At 51.0% G+C, this 18,088-nt stretch carries 21 protein-coding genes; all 21 read right to left on the reverse strand.

Annotated elements, in window-relative coordinates:
- A partial coding sequence (locus ACFVSO_RS07345) for a phage tail tape measure protein (RefSeq protein ID WP_387471695.1) occupies positions 1-3,212 on the reverse strand: 3,212 nt, incomplete at its 3' end.
- A 20-nt stretch (positions 3,213-3,232) separates the two neighbouring features.
- Positions 3,233-3,523, reverse strand: coding sequence for a hypothetical protein (locus tag ACFVSO_RS07350; RefSeq protein ID WP_387471697.1), 291 nt, complete (start codon positions 3,521-3,523; stop codon positions 3,233-3,235).
- A 14-nt stretch (positions 3,524-3,537) separates the two neighbouring features.
- Positions 3,538-3,948, reverse strand: a complete 411-nt coding sequence (locus tag ACFVSO_RS07355) for a hypothetical protein (protein WP_387471700.1) — start codon at positions 3,946-3,948, stop codon at positions 3,538-3,540.
- Positions 3,949-4,021: 73 nt separating this feature from the next.
- Positions 4,022-4,558, reverse strand: coding sequence for a hypothetical protein (locus ACFVSO_RS07360; protein WP_387471702.1), 537 nt, complete (start codon positions 4,556-4,558; stop codon positions 4,022-4,024).
- A 72-nt stretch (positions 4,559-4,630) separates the two neighbouring features.
- On the reverse strand, positions 4,631-5,005 hold the full coding sequence (locus ACFVSO_RS07365) for a minor capsid protein (protein ID WP_387471704.1): 375 nt from the start codon (positions 5,003-5,005) through the stop codon (positions 4,631-4,633).
- A 3-nt stretch (positions 5,006-5,008) separates the two neighbouring features.
- Positions 5,009-5,419: an HK97 gp10 family phage protein gene (locus ACFVSO_RS07370; protein WP_387471707.1), complete on the reverse strand. Its 411-nt coding sequence runs from the start codon at positions 5,417-5,419 to the stop codon at positions 5,009-5,011.
- The gene (locus ACFVSO_RS07375) at positions 5,416-5,736 is read right to left on the reverse strand and encodes a hypothetical protein (RefSeq protein ID WP_387471709.1); all 321 of its coding nucleotides are present in this window, start codon (positions 5,734-5,736) and stop codon (positions 5,416-5,418) included. The genes ACFVSO_RS07370 and ACFVSO_RS07375 overlap by 4 nt, the downstream gene beginning before the upstream one ends.
- Before the next feature lie 27 nt (positions 5,737-5,763).
- Positions 5,764-6,153 carry a hypothetical protein gene (locus ACFVSO_RS07380; protein WP_387471712.1) on the reverse strand — a complete coding sequence of 130 codons (390 nt, stop codon included), beginning with the start codon at positions 6,151-6,153 and terminating at the stop codon, positions 5,764-5,766.
- 12 nt (positions 6,154-6,165) lie between these two features.
- A complete protein-coding gene (locus ACFVSO_RS07385; protein ID WP_387471714.1) occupies positions 6,166-6,429 on the reverse strand; it encodes a hypothetical protein in 264 nt (87 codons plus the stop codon).
- A 2-nt stretch (positions 6,430-6,431) separates the two neighbouring features.
- Positions 6,432-7,520: an SU10 major capsid protein gene (locus ACFVSO_RS07390; protein ID WP_387471716.1), complete on the reverse strand. Its 1,089-nt coding sequence runs from the start codon at positions 7,518-7,520 to the stop codon at positions 6,432-6,434.
- A gap of 68 nt (positions 7,521-7,588) precedes the next feature.
- The gene (locus ACFVSO_RS07395) at positions 7,589-8,308 is read right to left on the reverse strand and encodes a phage scaffolding protein (protein WP_387471718.1); all 720 of its coding nucleotides are present in this window, start codon (positions 8,306-8,308) and stop codon (positions 7,589-7,591) included.
- 80 nt (positions 8,309-8,388) lie between these two features.
- Entirely contained in the window at positions 8,389-9,204 is an 816-nt protein-coding gene (locus tag ACFVSO_RS07400) for a phage minor capsid protein (protein WP_387471720.1), read from the reverse strand.
- Entirely contained in the window at positions 9,204-10,787 is a 1,584-nt protein-coding gene (locus ACFVSO_RS07405; RefSeq protein WP_387471722.1) for a phage portal protein, read from the reverse strand. Before ACFVSO_RS07405 ends, ACFVSO_RS07400 begins: the two co-directional genes overlap by 1 nt.
- A 326-nt stretch (positions 10,788-11,113) precedes the next feature.
- Positions 11,114-12,823 (reverse strand): phage terminase large subunit, encoded by a 1,710-nt coding sequence (gene terL / locus ACFVSO_RS07410; protein WP_387471724.1) that lies wholly within the window; start codon positions 12,821-12,823, stop codon positions 11,114-11,116.
- A 108-nt stretch (positions 12,824-12,931) separates the two neighbouring features.
- Positions 12,932-13,504 carry a hypothetical protein gene (locus tag ACFVSO_RS07415; RefSeq protein ID WP_387471726.1) on the reverse strand — a complete coding sequence of 191 codons (573 nt, stop codon included), beginning with the start codon at positions 13,502-13,504 and terminating at the stop codon, positions 12,932-12,934.
- A gap of 211 nt (positions 13,505-13,715) precedes the next feature.
- The gene (locus tag ACFVSO_RS07420) at positions 13,716-13,937 is read right to left on the reverse strand and encodes a hypothetical protein (RefSeq protein ID WP_387471729.1); all 222 of its coding nucleotides are present in this window, start codon (positions 13,935-13,937) and stop codon (positions 13,716-13,718) included.
- A gap of 85 nt (positions 13,938-14,022) precedes the next feature.
- Complete coding sequence (locus ACFVSO_RS07425; protein WP_387471731.1) at positions 14,023-15,447, reverse strand: hypothetical protein; 1,425 nt, start codon at positions 15,445-15,447, stop codon at positions 14,023-14,025.
- 488 nt (positions 15,448-15,935) lie between these two features.
- The gene (locus tag ACFVSO_RS07430) at positions 15,936-16,361 is read right to left on the reverse strand and encodes a phBC6A51 family helix-turn-helix protein (RefSeq protein ID WP_387471733.1); all 426 of its coding nucleotides are present in this window, start codon (positions 16,359-16,361) and stop codon (positions 15,936-15,938) included.
- A 6-nt stretch (positions 16,362-16,367) separates the two neighbouring features.
- Complete coding sequence (locus ACFVSO_RS07435) at positions 16,368-16,583, reverse strand: hypothetical protein (protein ID WP_387471735.1); 216 nt, start codon at positions 16,581-16,583, stop codon at positions 16,368-16,370.
- 183 nt (positions 16,584-16,766) lie between these two features.
- A complete protein-coding gene (locus tag ACFVSO_RS07440) occupies positions 16,767-16,934 on the reverse strand; it encodes a hypothetical protein (RefSeq protein ID WP_387471737.1) in 168 nt (55 codons plus the stop codon).
- Positions 16,935-17,073: 139 nt separating this feature from the next.
- Positions 17,074-17,925 (reverse strand): hypothetical protein, encoded by an 852-nt coding sequence (locus ACFVSO_RS07445; protein ID WP_387471740.1) that lies wholly within the window; start codon positions 17,923-17,925, stop codon positions 17,074-17,076.
- Positions 17,926-18,088 lie beyond the last annotated feature (163 nt).

An 18,088-nucleotide genomic window follows, 5' to 3' on the forward strand; every position in this document is an offset into this window, starting at 1 on the left:
GTTAGATCACGCTGCGACTTCGTGACCGTATCCGAGGCTTCTTTCGCGGCTGCTTCGTCAAGTTTACGTAGATTCATCCGCGCATCAAACATCGACTTGTCCGCCTGTTTAAAGTAGTCCGAATCCTTATCGTAGCGAGCCCGTACACGCGCCCAGGATTCGAGCTGCATCTGCGCTATCGCCTCTTCGGATTCGCCGCGCTCCCGCATACGGCGGGTTTCTGCGTCAACCCAATCGGCCGACTTCCGGAAGGCGTCACGTTGCTGCTCCTCCGTTTTCTTAACGCGATCCTGTTCGGCTTTATCGGCTTCGGCGGCCAATTGCGAGATGATACGTTGGCGACGCGTTTCGGCATCGATCCAGATAGCGTCAAACTTCTTATACGTTTCGGCTAACTTCGCCATTTCTTCGATTTCCTGCTCGCCCGTTAGGTCACCGAGGAGTCTACGTACATCGAGCTTTTGTAACGACGCGCGATACGCCTCTTGTGCGAGCTGTTCGGCGGTTTTCTCCGCTTTCTTCTTTTTATCCTTATCGGTATCAATCGTACCGGTACCGGATTTCGGGCTACTTTCGCCTGTGCCGAGCAGACCTCGCCAAGTTCCGTTGTCAATTGCGGCTAATTCCGTATCGATTTCGTTTAAGACTTGACTGACACGGTCCGATTCCTCTTGTACTACAGCTAACGCTTTTTTAGCGGCGGTATCCGAACTCTTACCCAAGAGCATAGCAACGTCGTCATCTAACCATTGCGGACTTTTCTTTTCAGCGTTTATGACCGATTGTATTGCGATGACTTGTTTCCTCGCGGATTTAAGCGCTTCGTTCGCTTCCCGACGCCGTGACTCCGTGTTTTCCCTTTCCGCTTCAAGGCGCTTATCCAACGAATCCTGTTCCGCCTGGATCAGTTTGCGGATCAAATCTTCGTTCGTAATTAACAACGTACCTTGCGCGTCAAGTTCCGTAGCCAAGTCCGGATATTTCTCGGAAAGCTGGCGGACAGTTCGCGTCAACTGTTCGTTTTCGTCGGCGGTTCGTTCCGTTTGCGATCTAAGCTCGTTGTAACGGTCAATTAACCGCTCAGACTCCGTTACTTGGTCCTGTTTAGCCGCAATGTCCCGAAGCTCCTCAATACGGAGTTCACGGAGGGCCGGAAGCGACTTATTGATCTCTTCGTTCATCTGCGCAATAACTCGCGATGCGTCAACCGGCGTATCAATACCGAACACTTTCAACGCCGCGTTTACATCGCTTAACTCTCGGCTGAGTTCCCGCGTAGCATCAGTTGCTTTGCGGACATCCTCAGTCATAGCGTGGGTACCGGCCATTGACGGTTGTTCGGCGATTTTCTGCCGCAACTCACGTTGACGATCGACAAGAACGTTCACTTCATCCAGTTGGTCTTTGAGGGATTTAACATCCTCAACCGTACGCTCCATTGGATTCTTCGCAATTTCTTCGTTAAATGACCGCTGTGCTTCCGCTGCCTGTTCCGCCTCGACCTTGTACGACATAAACGCGCCAGCAAGTCCGCCGACTACTAACGATAATGCTCCGATCCAACCTAACGCGGCGTTTGCGGCGATCCCCGAAGCTTGTAACGCACGCATCGCGACAACCAACCCGTAAATACCAGTTGCTAGCACGCCAGCGCCGCCGGTCGCTACCGTCATTGTTACGATAAAAGCCCGCGTACCATCGTCCATTTCGTTAAAGCCGAGTAGCATTTTCGTGATTTCTTCCATGACCGCTCGCATAGCTGGTTTAAAATCGTTACCTACCGTAATCCCGACGGCTTCTAGCGCCGATTTCATCTCTTCTAACGCGCCGTTATACGTGTTCATCTGCGTTTCGGCGACTTGTTGCGCTGTTCCGCCTGAATCACGTAACTCGTTCGCGAAGGCATCGAGATCGTCCGCTCCCGTAGATACCAGCGTCAGAAATCCGGCTGCTGCTTCGGTCCCTGCGATCATAGCCGCCGCTTCCGCCTGTGACGCTTGCGTAAGCCCGCCGAATGCCGTTTCGAGCTGACGGATAATCTGCGTAAAGGGCAGGATGTTCCCCGACGCGTCTGCCGTTTTAATACCGAGTTGTTCCATTACGTCTTTCGCTTCGCCTACCGGTCTAACTAAACGTAGTAGCATCGCCCGGAGTTGCGTACCGGCCATCTCGCCCTGAATACCGGCGTCCGATAACTTACCGATGGCTGCCGCCGTATCCTCGATACTGATCCCGGTTGCCGCTGCAATTGGTGCCGCGTACTTCATCGCATAGCCAAGTTGCTCCATCGACGTGTTCGATGACGTAAATGCTTTCGCCAATACGTCCGACACTCGACTCGTCTCCGATGCTTCGAGTCGGAATCCCGTTAGAATATTCGATGTAATGTCCGCCGCTTTGCCGAGATCCATTTGCGCAGCCGCCGCGAGGTCGAGTAGTCCGGGCATTGCCGCGATAATCTCGTTGGCGTCGAAACCGGCAATCGCGAGGTACGATTGTCCGTCAGCAACTTGCGCCGTAGTAAATACCGTTGTCGCACCGAGACTTAGCGCTTGATCCTCCAACGCTTTAAACTCCGCAGCCGTCGCGCCAGATACCGCCTGTACGCGAGCCATGGACGATTCGAACGTTGCAGCCGCGTTAACGGATTTCGCGATGATAGCCGTAGTTGCTGCCGTAAGTGCCGCAAATGCTATACTCAGTTTACCGACGGCCGACTTCGTTTGATCACCGAATAAGCCGACTTTACCGCTGGCCGCGTCCGCTTCCGTTGCAAATTCGGCCATTTGCTTTTCGGCGTCCTTCAAGCTGTCTTCGAGTTCCCATACCTTTGCTGCCGTATCGTCCGACGTCTTCGTTAGTCTCAGGAGCGTAGCTTCCGTGTTGACGATTTGCTCCTGAAGCTTCGATTTTTTGCTATCGTTAAACGTCGTATCATACGATTGCTTCAGCTCCGACAGCTTCTTACGTTGTATATCAATCCGGGCGTTAACGTTATCGAGGACTCCCGTCAGCCGACCGATCTCTTGCTGCGTCTCTCCGACCTTTTTTACGGTTGCCGCAAGCTCCGCCATGTTACCGGACGCTTTCTTAGCGTTATCCGCCATCGCGGTCATATCGCGTTTTGACTGGTCTATTTGCGTCTTAAATCCGGCAGTATCCAGCTCTAAACGTGCCTTTATCGCGCCAATTTCCGTTGCTCCCGTTGTCATTCGTTACCTCCTTCCCACGTTCATTTCCGGCCGACTCGACCCCGCAGCCGTTCGAAAGCTGTTCGGTCAAATTCGTCATCATTCGTTTGTTTTTCGTTGGAATCCGCAAAGTCAGATCGCAACCCAGCCGCGAATCGTTCGTACGTCTCTTTGTCCGTCGTCTGACTCACCGTCGCGATACTAAGCGCCATCAATCGGTCTTCCGCGATGGACTGCGATTTATAGCGCAGAATGAGCGGTAAGTCGACGAGATAATATTCCGTTTCCAGCACGCGTTGACTTACGCCGAGCTTTACGGCTGCTTGCGCCATAAACTCGTCAAACGTTAAGCTTCGGTCTTGCCGTCGCCCGGACTCGCCGGCTTCGTTACGAATTGACCGAGGACGGCCCGGAAGTTTTTTAACGCACGTTGTAGGTCGTTCTTTTCGAGCGTCAACCGTATAAATTCGGAAATCTCGGCCAAGTCAGCGTTTTTCGAGATATATTCCGCGTCGATGTCCGAGAGTACGGCGACAATACCTACCGCTTCATCCAACGTCAAATTAGCGCCTACGATTAACGTTGCAACGAAATCTCCAGAGTGACGTGCCGCTAGGACGTTTACGATAATGGACGGTAACGTCTCAATTCTTTCGAATAGCAACTTATATTTTTCCGGTGTGAGCTTCGGAATCTTGACGGACTTATCGCCGAGCATTACCGAGTCAGCCGATTTATTTAAAAACCGTGAAATCACGTTTATATTCGCCTCCAATTCGTTGTAAAAACGAAGACGGCCCTGTTAGGAGCCGCCGTTGAGTCTGCCGTTATTAAGCTTCTGCGTCCGGATCGCCGATGCCGATAAGTAGACCGTTAGCGTCCGGATAACCTTTAAATGTCACGTTAGTAATGAGTTCGTTATCGTACGAGTACGTGTAATTGAGGTTCGTTGTCGGTGCGGCTTTATACAGCGTAACTGTATCGTTTGCCGTAGCCGCCGAAGATAGCGGTTCGATGCGGACTTCTTTCGCAAAATCGATTAGGTCGATGATTTGCGATGCGTCAACGTCTACGCGCTGCTTGGTCGGATCGGTCGCGTCAGTTACGAGCGTGGAGCCCGGAATAACCTTCGCAATTTTGGCGACGTCATACTCCGCAAATGGTACGGCCAGTGTTGCGGATCGGCCTGTGATAATTTCGCGGATTGGCGTAGTGCCGAATTGGTCAACGACTACTTCTCGCGTAGTCATTTCGTAAGTCAGTACGACTCCGCCTTGCGTTGTTTCGAAGACAATCGGACTTGTACCGCCGACGTCAAACGTTACCTTGCATGGGCCGAGTTTAACCTTAGATGTATCGGATGCCATTACGTGATTTCCCCCTTGTATTTGCACGTCAAAAAACGCCGGACCCGAAGGCCCGACGTATTGGTGCGTTATCTATTTCGCTAGCATTGTAGCCGTAAAATTAACGGAGTACATCGGTCTATTATTTGCGTCCATGCCGAGATAAAGCGGCGCAGACTGGTCGGCAAACGTTGCGACGATCCGTTGCGTGCCGATAATGTAGTCTTGACGCTGATGAAATTCGTCATAGATCGTATTCACCAGCGCTTCCGTTGCGATACCGTTCTTTCCGCGTATAACGACCTGGAACGATGGCCGCCGCTTGTTCGTCCACTGTGAGGGACGAAAGCCGCCATGAATCCGAACATACCCCGAATTGTCGACGGACGATGCCGGAAACTCGTTGTGATAGTACGTGTACGGTACGACGGACTCTACGAATGATTTTAATTCCGCGATAGTAAACATGCGTTATCCCAACTCCTTCCGGATTTCCTCCGCGATCCAATTCCGGTATTCCTCGACGTTTTCCTTATACGGCCGTTCGAGATACTTCGGCTGTGTACCGGGCGTCGTCGGATTTTTAAACTCGCCCATCTCGTGCGTATATAGCGCGTAGTTAAAGCGGCCCGAATTTCCGTCCTCAACCGCGCTATAGTAAACTTCACCGACAACGCTCGATCCTTCCGTCTCCACTTCGGTCCAGGCCGTAGTCCGGAGAGTACCTTTGTCAAGCGGAGCCAGTTCGCGGGAACGGCGGAGTAGATCGTCCATAGCGTCGTGCATTCCGCGTTTACCACCCTCTAGTGCCTTGCCGCCAATCGAGTCTAGCCCGGCAGTAAACGCCGAGGTATCGAATGTTAATCCGCTCTTATCCGTCATCGTACATACACCACCGTTAATACCGCCTTGCCGTTAAGCCACCGCTTCCGACCCGTGTTAACCGTCCGATACCGCACCGTCTCGCCGGATTCGTCGGTATATTCGTACTCATAATCGGACTTAACGGGCGCGTAACGGTCGAAGTAGATTTGCGCGGACGATACGACGTCTCGGCCGTGTTGGTCCGTAACGACTTCGGTGCCTTCCTGGAAACGGCAGCGGAGTGTAAACGGATTGGCGGGAGGTAACGGATTCCACGGATCATTATCGCCGGGCGGGTATACGGTAACCGTCTGCTTCAGTGGGATTAACGCCATATCACATCGTGCCTCCTCTTCGATCCGTCATAATACCGTCCATTTCACGGTACGACGCGAGAGCGAAACCCCACCGTTTGCTTCCGAAATCAAATCGAGGACGGTATCTGAGATCCATGCGTCCAAACCGGACTTTGCCCAATCCTTAAACGTGAAGTTGGCGACGCCAGTAAGTCCGAAGCTCGCGACACCTTGCTGCTGAAGCCTGTTCGTATCGTTGTACGCGATGGACAATTCGTTAGAGTATTCGTAAACGGCCGCGTCAGGTATCGTGTATCGAGCGTATTTGGTCGTTAGCTTCCGGCTGGCGACGTTCAGTATCCGTTGTTTTTTCGCCTCATCAGCGTCCGACCAGTCTTCGTTGTCAATACAATTGAGCGTTATATACTCGTCCGCGTCCAGGATATTTACCGCCATGGTTTCGCCTCCTTATTTACCGGAGGGCTTACGTCCCTTGGCGGGCTGTTTCGGCTTATCCTCCGGCTCTGCCGTCTCTACTTCGATAATATCCGGTTCGGGTACCGGATCAAGAACCGTGTCCTCGACGTCAACTCTTCGCGCGTCAGATATTCCGCTCAATACCGCTATAACACCCAGATCATCCGTAACGTAGAGGCCACCGCTAAATTTGCGGAAGCCTCCGTTTACGTAAAATCCGAGTTCCGGATATCGCGGCGATTCGAATTTCGCCATTATTACGACAGTCCTTTCAGACGGCCATGCGCTTTCTCTTGGCGGAACTCCAACGTGTACTCGCCGACAATCATACCGGTTGTGTAATCGCCTTTAACGCCCAGGTACGTGTGGCCGAATTCGCGAGTGTTCAACGGCTTGATTGCCATACGGTTAGCGTCCGTTAGGATCAGCTCATCAGATGCGAGGTTTTGGTTCAGCACGATTTCGAACTCGCCGAAGTCCGTTACGATTTTATCTACGACCTGACCGCGTGTATTCTCGCTACGTGTTAGCGTGATTTTGTTCGCGTCAGTACTGGAAAGAGCGATTTTTTGCTTGGCCGCGACCATAATTTTGTAATCTCCACCAGTTGCGAATCCGCCCGCATCGTAGATCGATTGTGCCAGCGTATTGATTGCTCCAACTGTAAGAGCGCCGCCGACGTTCGTTACGTTAGTCGTAATCCATTGACGGATGCCTTTCATTTGACGGACTTGGCCGGACTCGTACTGTACGCCATTAATCAGCGCTTTTTCGATTTGTAGCGCGAGTTCAAGTTGTTTCTTCTGTTTCTCGTATTCGTACAGATCGTCGATACCATATTGCGTTACCGCCTGCGCTGTACCGGAGATTTCGATAGAGTCGTCGAAGATTTGCGTCAGGTTCGACTTCCGTACGCGCGGTTTGTAACGTGCAACACGAGCGTCCGCACCTTCCGTACCCTCCACGAACATGAATTCTACTTTTGCAGCATTGGCGATAGCAGCCGCTGTAGTCGACGCATAACCGCGCGTTACTGTCAGCGTTTTTGTACCGGAATTAACACCGGAAACGAACAGCAACTCCTCACCGATTTTGATTACGGAACCGACACGGAAAGGCTCAACGTTAGCGACTACGACGGCCGTTGCGTCGATTAGCGCCGATGCGGTTGTTACCGTTTCGTCCGCGAACATTTCGTCCTCAAACCAAACGTGTTCAACTTGCGACACTGGCGCCGCGAAACCTAGCGCATTTAGTAGCGGAGTTTGGTGCGGATTGAGCAATAGAATTTCGTCAACGACCGATTCTCGTTTACCGATTAGTGAAGCGTCATAAATTTTTGGCATGGTAATTATTTCCCCCTGTATAATTGTTTTTGGGTATAACAAAAAGGCCCAACAGCTCGGCCTTTGGCTTATTTATTCAGTTCTGCTTTGAGCGTGGCGTATGCAACTTTGTCTTCCATCTTTCCGGATTTGCGCGCCTTATCCGCTGCTTCAGCGAGTCTTTGTTCTTTCGTCTTATCCGGTTTAGGGTCGCCACCAGTGGGTCCACCAATTTGACGCGGTGTTGGTTTCGATGACTCCGCGAGGTATGGCTTCGATTCGATCAGCGCTTTAATTACGCCAGTTACGCCCTCAACATCGCCCTCTTCGGTTACCTTAACCGTAGACAAATCCGCTAGTTTAAATGCATCATCGAGTGCCTCGGTTCTTACGCCTGACTCTTTCGCTAAGGCACGGAACTCTGCCTTAATCAATCGTTGATTTGCGGATGTGATTGCTGCGGCCGTTTTCCCTTCGGCTTCTTCCGCTTTTGTGCGGGCTGCGTCAAGCTCCGCTTGTAGTCGTTCCTGTTCCGTCATTGCCGATCTTTGACGCTCCGCTTCCGCTGTCTCGTAATCGGATAGCTTCGTTTTCAGTTCGTCATAGTCGGCGTACGGTTTTTTTGCTTTCGCTTTCTCGCGCCCAATTAACGCATCGAGTTCGTCCTGCGTCATTGTCACCGTCTTTGGTTCCGGCGTTGGTTCTGGTTCGGGCGTAGGTTCCGGATCGCCCTCCGCAAACATTTGCAGATTTAACGGCAATCTATACTTGCGGATTGTTTCGGCCTTCGCATTAAACTCGTTTCTCATTCGTCATACCTCCGTATAATGGTCGTCACCAATATCCGTAGCAGTTTAATGTCATGTACGTTCGGACAAAGCGTTGAATATTATTTTTCAAGTCTCGCCGGATCGCGAAGCGGCGTTACCGAATGCCTGCAATTAGGATGAAATATCTCCCGACGAGGCAAATCGCCAATGTATCGGTAATCACCTGGCGCATCCGGCGTTAACTTTACGATCATACCTTCGTACTTGCTACAAGCGTCCGTAGCACCGTGCGTTGATATGACGCCGTAATAAGCGCCGCGACCAATCGCTTCGTTTACCGTAGCTTCCCGGCTAGCTTCGGCTGTCTTCGTCCGAGTAACCATATCGACGTATACTTCCGGCTTCCATCGACGTCCGACTGCGTCAATAATTCCGGTTTCGACGGCGGATTCGAGATCGCGCCGCATCCCGGTTAAGATGTCGCGGCTTATCGTACGGCGGCCGTTAATGCCTGCGGTCATATTAGCGCGTATGGATTCCGCCGTGACTTTCCGTATAACCGCCTTTGTCCGCCGGTCGATATTCTGCGTTACGGCAAGTAGATCCGCTTGTGTATCCGAAACAGCCGCCGCGACCATGTTCGAATTGATTCGGTTAAACTTCGCTATTTTCTCGGCATCCTTAATCGTATCCGCGACACCAAGTCCGATTAACGTCTGAGCAACGCCAGCACGAGCGGCTTCTGGCACGTATTGCGCTACCCAGCCGGTGGACTCTTCGTTTAGCGATGTAAGGATGCGCGCAACTTCTCGGAGGGCCGATTCCGTGTTTGCCCGTGACATATCCGTTAGGTCGAGCGACAGCAACTCCGCCCGAATACGTTTGACTGCGTCCTTATAGGCAGCGACGAGTTCCGCGATATCACGTTCGGTCATTATACGACTACCTCGTTAAATACCGTTCCGTCTACGGTTCCATTGATGCGAGTCTCGTCGTCAGAAATCCGTTTAACGATTTGGTCAGCTTGTGTGTCATCGAGTCCGTCCATACGTTTGATGGCTGTTTTAACGTCAACCGTAGGTTTGGCCCCGGTACGTATCGAGTAAACCTCCGCTTCTGCTTTCTCGTCGCGCGGAATACCGTCATGCCAAGTAATCTTCGGATAAACGGCGTTGTATGGACGGTAACCCGCTACGCCTTCATTCGCAGCGTTTTCGAGCTGCATCGCCGTCCATAGCGCATCGCGGATCGCTCTATCAACGTGGTTACGGATGCGTTTGACTTTCGTCAGAATTGGCATAAAACGAGCCTTAATAGCGCCGCCGTCCGTGTGTGACGTACCTGTTCCGCCCTTGTCCGAGGATAATGTCGTTCCGAACAACCATTGCGGCGTTTCGGACATCTGGAAGACTAGACCGAGTAGGATATCGAGTTCCTTAAAAGCTGCGTCAAGTTGTCCGTTCCAGACCATGTAGCCCGGCGGCGGGTCTTCTTTCCCAACGGGAATGTATTTACCGCCCCACCTAACCGCCCCATTCCCGTCATCGTCGTCTCCTATGTCCTCTGGCCCGTAGGCAATCGGGTCTGAGTGTTTCCATAAGATGTAATCAATTTGAACAAGACGGTCATTGATCGCAGCCAGCGTGGATTCGAGTTTTTCGACTCCGCTAATACCGCGCCAATCATCGTCAGTCGTCTTGTAAGGAATGTGGTGGACGAGTAGCTGCGGAATCCATGTCGCATCAATATCGGATTCACGACCGGTCGATACTCGATCGCCGATTAGATACGTTGACACTGGATACCCGTACTCGGTCACAACGCCGGACTCCGATAGTTCATACCGTTCATGTACGATGTAACCTGGAACATGTCTCTCAACGTTTAAGTACGGAACTTCCTTCATTTTCGTACGCGCCAATACCGACTCGACGATGCCCGTCCGTTCCTCTACCCATTCGACCCACGCAATGTTAACGGCTTTGAATCGTTTTCGACTGCCGCGCGACAACTCCGGGAATACAATCGCCGCGTCAACGGTTTCGATAATCGGTTCGGCCGGTCTTTCTGGCAGCGTAATCCCTTCGTACTCGCCCGCCAACTCTTCCGTCATCGTTACGTCGACACGCGGCGCATAATACGTTTTAATAAACGAGTCGCCCCGGTAACCAGCTCCGATTACGGTTTCGTGTATCATCTGCGTTAGGTCGTTCTCTTCGACAATAGCGTTGAGCCGCGTTTGCTCCGCACTGTCCCCTTCCTTGCCGGACTCGAACGTGGGCGGGTCCGCGACCATTAAGTCGGCCGGTTTAGTAAGCAGTACGTCCATTATGTTAACTGCGATATATAGCGATTTAAGCTGCGATTCATGCGGTGTACCTTTAAGTAAATCCGCAGCACGTTCGTAAATCTCCGCCTGTTTACCGGCAAATATCGCTTTTCCGCGATAGTATTTAGAGATACGCTCAATGTCCGCTTGTGGTGGATATTGCGCTCCCGTTACGAATAATTTCGTCACTCTTCAGCCTCCCTTCGTAGGTATTCGTCAACCGTAATAATTCCGTCTAATAGTTCCTTGCGTCGCTCAGTACGTTTATACCAACCGGAGTCTTTCCGCTTAGTTCGTAAGTGTTCGTTATAGTCGGACCACAACGAAAAGGCGGCGAACGCCTTAACGAACACGTCCGTACCGCGCTGAATCGTCGATAGATACTGTCGCAATGCCCGGTTAGCGTGCGCGGAATATACCGCCCACGTATCGTAGTCGTCGATCAATTCGGCTTTACCGTATTCCTCCGAGATCGACCGGTAGTAATTCGTTAAATCGTACAGACACTCGCCTCCTTAACGGTAAAATACAGCCGGTTTATTCCGTACCTTCTTACGTCCTGTTTTCGATATGCTCACGGCCATTTCGAGCGCGTCAATAACGTCATCATGCGATCCTGTCCCGTACATTTCGAATTGTTCGAGAAGCAGCGCATGCCGCTTCGTAAACTGAATAGCTCCGGACTCGATATCGGGGGTCATCGCTTCAATCCGCAGCTCCTTACGGCTACGTTGGTATATCTCCTTTACGCGGGTCCGAGCCGGATACCCAGCGGCCGCGAGCGCCTGCTTCAGCTTGTGTACGAAAAACTCCTGCGCCGCCTGCGACTCAGCAGCGATATAGTTCGGTTGATAACGCGTCACTTTCTCCGTAATCACCCGCAAGAACACGTCCGGATGCACACGTTCTCCCCACGCATCGACTACGTATATCGTGCCGGACTTTTTATGCCGGGCAATCGTAACAATGGCGGAATAGTCGCCCCGCGTCTTACCCATCGCGAAGTCAACGCCCATGAAAACGTCATACTCGGCGGCTGGGCGTGGATACTGCGTTAGAAGCTGCGCGATGTCCTTTCCGTCCCAATACGAAAAAGAATCCGGCCGGAAAACGGCGGACTCTTCATCGATCGGGTTATTCATATACTCCGTATTGAACGCTTTTGAGCTGTTGTCCCATTTCCATACCAGTAGATCCCATAACGGCTTAACTTCAGGCCACAGCACCCGCGATCCTCGGTCCATCTCGTTTTTATTTGCGAGATATAAAGCGTACGCTTCCGCCTTGCGCTCGTCTTTCGACTTATCCGGATTCTGATAGACGAGACGGCATGCTTCCCACAGATCCATCCGCTCCGGCCATTCGATAATCGCCCTGTATACTCGCGTCTTAAAGTCTGTACGGTCCCGGAGGATACGGATAAGTAACGCGTCGTGGTGTACGGTTGTACCCATATATACGATGGCTGTCCGTTTACCTTTCGGATCACCGAGCGGCATTACAACTTGCGAAAACCAGTCGCGCATCTCCTGGCGTAACAACTCCGTATTCGTGTTGCGCTTGTCTTCGAGGTCATCGCATACGATATAATCCGGTCGCACACCGTTCCAATTTCGGCCCCGGAGCGCTTGTCCGGTCGATGCCGCTTCGACACGAGCTAGTGGCCGCTTAGTTCCGTCTGACTGCGGTTCGGACGTGATAAACTCCGCTGAGTTATCTTTAGCGTTCTCCTGCTGCTTAATAGATAGTAGCGGTCCGAAATCGGCCCGAAGCTTGGCGTTGTGTTTAAGCTGCGTTGCGATCCAATCAAGGTTTCCGGACGCTACCGTCGGCGTCTCCGATATAAGGATGCAGTACCTCCTTTTCCGGTATATGACCTCCCGCAGCGGCGATGCTTTCGATAAGTACGTCGATTTACCGTGCGAGCGCGGCGCTGCAACGGCAATCTTCGCATTGACTTCGTTATTAGACACATCGTCCATGATGTCGGCGATTTCGCGGTGAAATTCCGGCATGTCCGCCACTTCTTCGATATCGAATCCGTCCCAATTGCCGATGTTGCCCGGATTGCGAGACTCGGAAAAGTATTCGAGAGCAAATTCGAGCAGATCGTCTTCGGCGCGGTTAATCCGGTCAAGCCGTTCATATTCCGCCGTTGCTACGTCAATTTCACGTAAAACCTCGTCAGGCAACGAAGCAATATCGACATCGGCCAACGATTTCATTAACGCAGCGTACCCGGCTAGCGTTTGTTCGCGCTCAGACCGGTTAATCCAACGGCTTTCTTCGCTAATCCATGCGATATTGCTCCGCCTCCTTTCGTTACTTTTTCGTCAACTTGCGGTAACGAAACACCCGCAGCCGCCTACGTCCAGACGATCGACCTCCGCACCAGCCGTTATGTCCTCACGCAATTGACGCATTGTATACGGGAAAGACGTCCGCTTCTTATCTGGACCGACTCGCCGTTCTTTCTTCATCATCGATACCGATTTGCCAGTCTTAGCGCGGAACTCTTCCTCTTTGCTTTCATGATAAGCGTATTGTTCGCGGAACCTTTCGTATAGGTTTGTAAAATGACCGTGACCTCCTCGAACGCAGAATCCGCCGCAGTTATTGTGGGCGAATCCTAAGCCGTACAGACGAGGCCTGGCGATCCCTAGCGAATCCAAATCCGCTAACATATCCGACTTGTCTACGTACGGTTCCTCGCACATCGGAAATTCAACACGATACGGTGCCCAATTCGCAATTGGCGCGGTCTTACGGTGATCCTCTGTCCAGTCGATTCCGAGATACAATACGCAGTCTTCCGGATTATAATTCGTTCTCACATAGCGGTCGGCTACGTCTTGCTTCAGCTTGTGCGAGCAATGCGCCAACCGCGTTACCGAGATACTTTTCATCGAAAAATACATCCCACGGAGTACGACCGTCAGCTATCCATACGAAACCTGGAATCAGACGCATAGCTTCTTCCGCGATCTCAGGAAGTAGCTTTTTCCGATACTCAACGTCAGCTTCCGAATGAATATCCGGTATTTCGGAGCATCTGCGTAACAATTCCGTCGGCCGATCTAGGCCGAGTGCGGCCGATCTAGGCCGAGTGCGGCCGATCTAGGCCGAGTGCGGCCGATCTAGGCCGAGTGCGGCCGCCGTAGTCTCGATAATAAACCGATATAGGTCACGGTCTTCGATGAGTGTATCCGTAAATAGGTTAACGACGGATTCCGACCCGTGACGTTTAATTACACGACAGAGTGCCGACCATGATCCGATGCCGCCCGAATTGAATACGATATGTTTCGTAATGGCTTCGTACACCTCCGTAAATTTCACGTCAAATAACCGTCTCACTACGTAAGTGGACGGATTATACCTCCGATGTGCCAGAACGGCGTATAACGGATTTTAGACGGGTTATTTAAGCAATAGCAGCGAGCTCCGTCTCAATATCGTCAAGTTCTCGTTTTATTTTCGTTGAAACGGTGTCATCGAGAGATTCAATTAACACGTAAATATTAACTAGTCGGGTCTTTTCACTAATCATTTTATCAGCAGATCGATCTCCACGTAAGAAAATGATGGTGAGACTGTCGCAATACGGTTCATATTTCTTAACCGTGTCGTTATCGCTTTGGTGTACCGTCCACTGAGATAACTTAGCATCATACCACACGTTGCCCTCTACAAAGTCCGGATGGCATGGGCCGTCTGTATGATATTTTGTGTAGTTAACGCCCATTGCGGTGAGAACTTCCCCAACGATGTCCTCAAATCGGTGCCCATAGAATGAGGCCATAGTCGTATCAACCCGATAATCTTCGTAGTCAAGTCCGCACGCTTCGAATACTTGCTTCCAACCTCCGTATAAACTACGAGCCGCATTGATAATCCCTGTATGTCGCTGTGCAATACATACGTAATTGACCGGATACCCTTCGGAAATCCACCGAAGTAACTGTCGTTTGATATTATCGTGATTCCACCGGAAAGGTACGTAAGGGGCTGTGTAATAATCGATGTCCAACCCGCTAAAGTACGTGAATACATCCCCGTAGTGCTGTCTGATACTGTGTACTATATTGCGGTCAAGTTCGTTTAAGTACGCTATAGTAACGTGACTGTCTGAGCATCCTCGAATGGCTTCAGATATTGTCTTATCTAATTTATCCTTATCGTATAATACGAGTGGTGGCGGTAGCCTCCGAACGAGCGTAGGTTTAGGTCGCACCTTATCCGGAGTCTTGTGGGCTAACGGTTTGTTTCGGGCAATAAGCGCCTTATTCCACGATCCGTACCGTTTTATAGCCGCATAACACAGACGACGATCATCCACCGTTCCCGACGCTTTAAGCCACACGCTGGCATAGTTTTCGTAAGTATCAGCGACACGGTCTATAAAAGCGTCTACTTCCGCCTTAGTGTATTTTTCGTCGCGGATTAATGGTAACCCATGCTCTTCACAGAACTGAGCCACGCCACCATAGTGCTTAGTTACCGCTGAGTATAATGCCGAGTTTCGCTCCTTTATCTTCATGGCGGGCAGCCCTTCGTTTATCAATGGAAGTAAGGATTCGTAAATGACTTCTCGCGTCCACTTAATCTTGTCGTAATTAGCGCGGGTACGTGCTAACGTTACTTCGTAGTTACTAATACGTGCAGCTTGCCGGAAACCTAGCGCGATTATCATCTTGCGCCATGATCCATAATGCCGAACAACAGCGTATATCAATCGCTTATCTTCCACTTGATTTGACCGCATACTATGTCCGGACTTTGATAACGCATAGAGCATTTCGTTTGTTACGTCCAAGTCGTATAATGTATTCATCTTACGTGCCGTCATGTACCGTCAACTCCCCAGTATACTGCGTAGGCAACCGTGGCCTTACCTACATAGTCGTATGACGATGGTATTTCGCACAGATTTCAAAAAATAAAAAATATGCGTTGATTTCTCTGTGACCAGAGACGGCATATTCGGAATACGGCCCTGGGGGTCTGCGCTTTACCGCGTTACAGCGTTGGCATATGCGCAAAATCCGTATTTGACGCACATGTCTACCGCCTCCACAATCGCCCGCAACCCGCGACACTATGCCATTCTTGCCCGCTCCCCTTCCGTAACCTACCGCCCAATCACCGCTCCATTTGCACTTTTGTGCGGAAATGGCGGCGAAATACGGTCGATTCCGGCTCGGTCCGAAAAGTTTTGCGGAGGGCGTCCGAAAAAGGCGCGCTGCAGGATATTACGTCATAAGTCGTAATCAGTCGGATATCCCTATACGCTACCTCTACGTATCCCTACATCTAATAGCGGCCTCTTAACGCACCTTACTCGCTATCCGACTTTACTCCGTCACCTTGACGTTTCTTCAACGAGCCTACGGCTTTCATCGCTTCTAGCCGTAACCTCAACGCCTCAACATCGGTACTACCGCTATCCCGCGTCTCTACCTCGATCTTATCCGTCAACAGTCCGTTAATCTGTAACGCTAGCTTGGCCATTGCTGCGTTGCCGTCTCGTATCGCAATCTTCGGTAATGACTCGATCAAGTCCGGTAACATGTCCGAACTGTTACGGACCATCTGACGCTTCAGCTCCGTTTCGAACAACGGGTCCTTCTTCCACTCGAAGATAGTCGATCGATGAACGCCAACTTCCTCCGCTATTTCGTCTACAGTCGGTCGTTCCGACTTCGGTAACGCTAGATAACGTATCGCTACGTAATGCTCCGTGTTCAACGATTTCATCGCCATATCGCTTCACCTCCGTAATCCTGACTTAAGTACACTCGTATATTCCCGTTCATAATCCGGTCCCTTACACTCATACGCGATAATTATTCGGCGATATCTCCGTCCATGATACAGTGTACTTCCGTATGGAATAGCGAGTATCGTATCGTTACCTAACGCATTAATATCGTCAGCTTCCGCTTGTGTATCCGTTACAATCAATACGTCGATATACTGTCTCATACGACACCTCCGTTCTTCTATACGTTAGCTCACGTACAATCACACTGATTGACCGGGAGCTTAAGTGCCTGCCGCGTCACTTCGTTCCTTGCCCGTCTACGTGGAAAGACCACCACGTATCCGAGTATTATTTATCATTCATAGTCCCGGCCTCTTTCGGTTTATAAAGAGGACGGTAATGTTTTAGAACAACGATTCATCCGAAGTCCATACGATAATAAAGAACGTAATAATCCCCGGTAACCACAGTACATGCGCTACAACCCGCACATACCACGGAAATGACGTAATACTGTACGGCTGGAACACGAGTCCTAACGCCAAGTACACGCATATAATTATCGTTAACATTTCGCTAACCTCCGTCCGAGTAGAAGACTAAGAAATAATTTCGGCCCCGAATCGCCGACTCGCTTAGATCCACGCGGGATCTCGGCGTTTTTCGTTGTACGAATCAGGTTACCTTTTTTGCCGAATTGTACGAATCAGGTTACCTTTTCGTCCGGTAGCCGACGTTAAACATCGCCAGCAGCGTATCGTCCGGCGCTTTACTCTTACGGTAAAACACGTTCGGATTGAAGAAATAGCGGACCGGCTCGTTACTTGCCCCGAACTTCAGCCGCGCAATCACATATTCGCCGCCGAATTTCATACGGGGCAGGCTACGGCTTAACGACTTCTCGTGTACGCCGATTGCCTCCGCCAGCTCCTTACCGTTAAGCCACCGTATCTTCATCGGATCGGTTTCCGTTGGATTGGCGCATAGAGCGTTGGTTCCGTAATGGACATACGGCAACATCCGGTACATAAGCCCGATGTCGGCCGCGTTAACCTCACGGTACAAATGCCGGACTTTTGCCGTATACGAACGAATGACGGCTCTATTCTGCGTCGCGCCTCGAAAGTGGTACCGAGGATTAACGCAGTAAGAACCGTCATCGTTTTTCGTAAGTATTCCGTTATCGAGCGATACCGTAAGGAAATCATAGAATGTCTGCCGCTTACGTTTAAGCTGAAGAACGTCCATCATCAGCGCCGTCGTTAATACCCGTTTATTTCCGTCTACAAGGCGTCCGTCATCGTAACCGACGTAACACTGTAGGACGAGTAAGTAGCCGCATTGTGCCGTCGTTAGAGCGCCTATAACGCTGTCTATCTCGCTGATGTCTGCGAAGGTAAAATCCGGAGCCCGTCCGGTAAACTCTTCGCGTTCCCGGAAGCTTTCCCGTTGCTTAGCGGTGGACTTACGGACCTCTTCGCCAGGATTAAGCGTGAGTGAAACGTCCTGCGGGACGTCGGTGTTATTACGTAGTGCGTTCGTAATATCTAGCGCCTCCTTCAAAAAAGTGCGCTAATCGGACGGAGTATAGGCCGTCTCATTCGTTTATTAAGCGCTGTCTATAACGTATAGGTAACTAACGTGGCAAAAGTAAAGTACGTATAAAAATACGTATCAATTCCTTGACACGTATAAAAGTACGTGTTATAATAAATACAGAAAGGAG

This window comes from Paenibacillus sp. NPDC057967, assembly GCF_042887015.1.
Taxonomy (GTDB): Bacteria; Bacillota; Bacilli; order Paenibacillales; family Paenibacillaceae; genus Pristimantibacillus.

What these genes read in the sequence shown, in the direction of transcription:
- ACFVSO_RS07350 (WP_387471697.1), bottom strand. Translation starts at nt 3,523, where the DNA reads ATGGCGCAAGCAGCCGTAAAGCTCGGCGTAAGTCAACGCGTGCTGGAA.
- ACFVSO_RS07360 (WP_387471702.1), bottom strand. Translation starts at nt 4,558, where the DNA reads ATGGCATCCGATACATCTAAGGTTAAACTCGGCCCATGCAAGGTAACG.
- ACFVSO_RS07365 (WP_387471704.1), bottom strand. Translation starts at nt 5,005, where the DNA reads ATGTTTACTATCGCGGAATTAAAATCATTCGTAGAGTCCGTCGTACCG.
- ACFVSO_RS07370 (WP_387471707.1), bottom strand. Translation starts at nt 5,419, where the DNA reads ATGACGGATAAGAGCGGATTAACATTCGATACCTCGGCGTTTACTGCC.
- ACFVSO_RS07375 (WP_387471709.1), bottom strand. Translation starts at nt 5,736, where the DNA reads ATGGCGTTAATCCCACTGAAGCAGACGGTTACCGTATACCCGCCCGGC.
- ACFVSO_RS07380 (WP_387471712.1), bottom strand. Translation starts at nt 6,153, where the DNA reads ATGGCGGTAAATATCCTGGACGCGGACGAGTATATAACGCTCAATTGT.
- ACFVSO_RS07385 (WP_387471714.1), bottom strand. Translation starts at nt 6,429, where the DNA reads ATGGCGAAATTCGAATCGCCGCGATATCCGGAACTCGGATTTTACGTA.
- ACFVSO_RS07390 (WP_387471716.1), bottom strand. Translation starts at nt 7,520, where the DNA reads ATGCCAAAAATTTATGACGCTTCACTAATCGGTAAACGAGAATCGGTC.
- ACFVSO_RS07395 (WP_387471718.1), bottom strand. Translation starts at nt 8,308, where the DNA reads ATGAGAAACGAGTTTAATGCGAAGGCCGAAACAATCCGCAAGTATAGA.
- ACFVSO_RS07400 (WP_387471720.1), bottom strand. Translation starts at nt 9,204, where the DNA reads ATGACCGAACGTGATATCGCGGAACTCGTCGCTGCCTATAAGGACGCA.
- terL (WP_387471724.1), bottom strand. Translation starts at nt 12,823, where the DNA reads ATGAAATCGTTGGCCGATGTCGATATTGCTTCGTTGCCTGACGAGGTT.
- ACFVSO_RS07415 (WP_387471726.1), bottom strand. Translation starts at nt 13,504, where the DNA reads ATGAAAAGTATCTCGGTAACGCGGTTGGCGCATTGCTCGCACAAGCTG.
- ACFVSO_RS07425 (WP_387471731.1), bottom strand. Translation starts at nt 15,447, where the DNA reads ATGACGGCACGTAAGATGAATACATTATACGACTTGGACGTAACAAAC.
- ACFVSO_RS07430 (WP_387471733.1), bottom strand. Translation starts at nt 16,361, where the DNA reads ATGGCGATGAAATCGTTGAACACGGAGCATTACGTAGCGATACGTTAT.
- ACFVSO_RS07435 (WP_387471735.1), bottom strand. Translation starts at nt 16,583, where the DNA reads ATGAGACAGTATATCGACGTATTGATTGTAACGGATACACAAGCGGAA.
- ACFVSO_RS07440 (WP_387471737.1), bottom strand. Translation starts at nt 16,934, where the DNA reads ATGTTAACGATAATTATATGCGTGTACTTGGCGTTAGGACTCGTGTTC.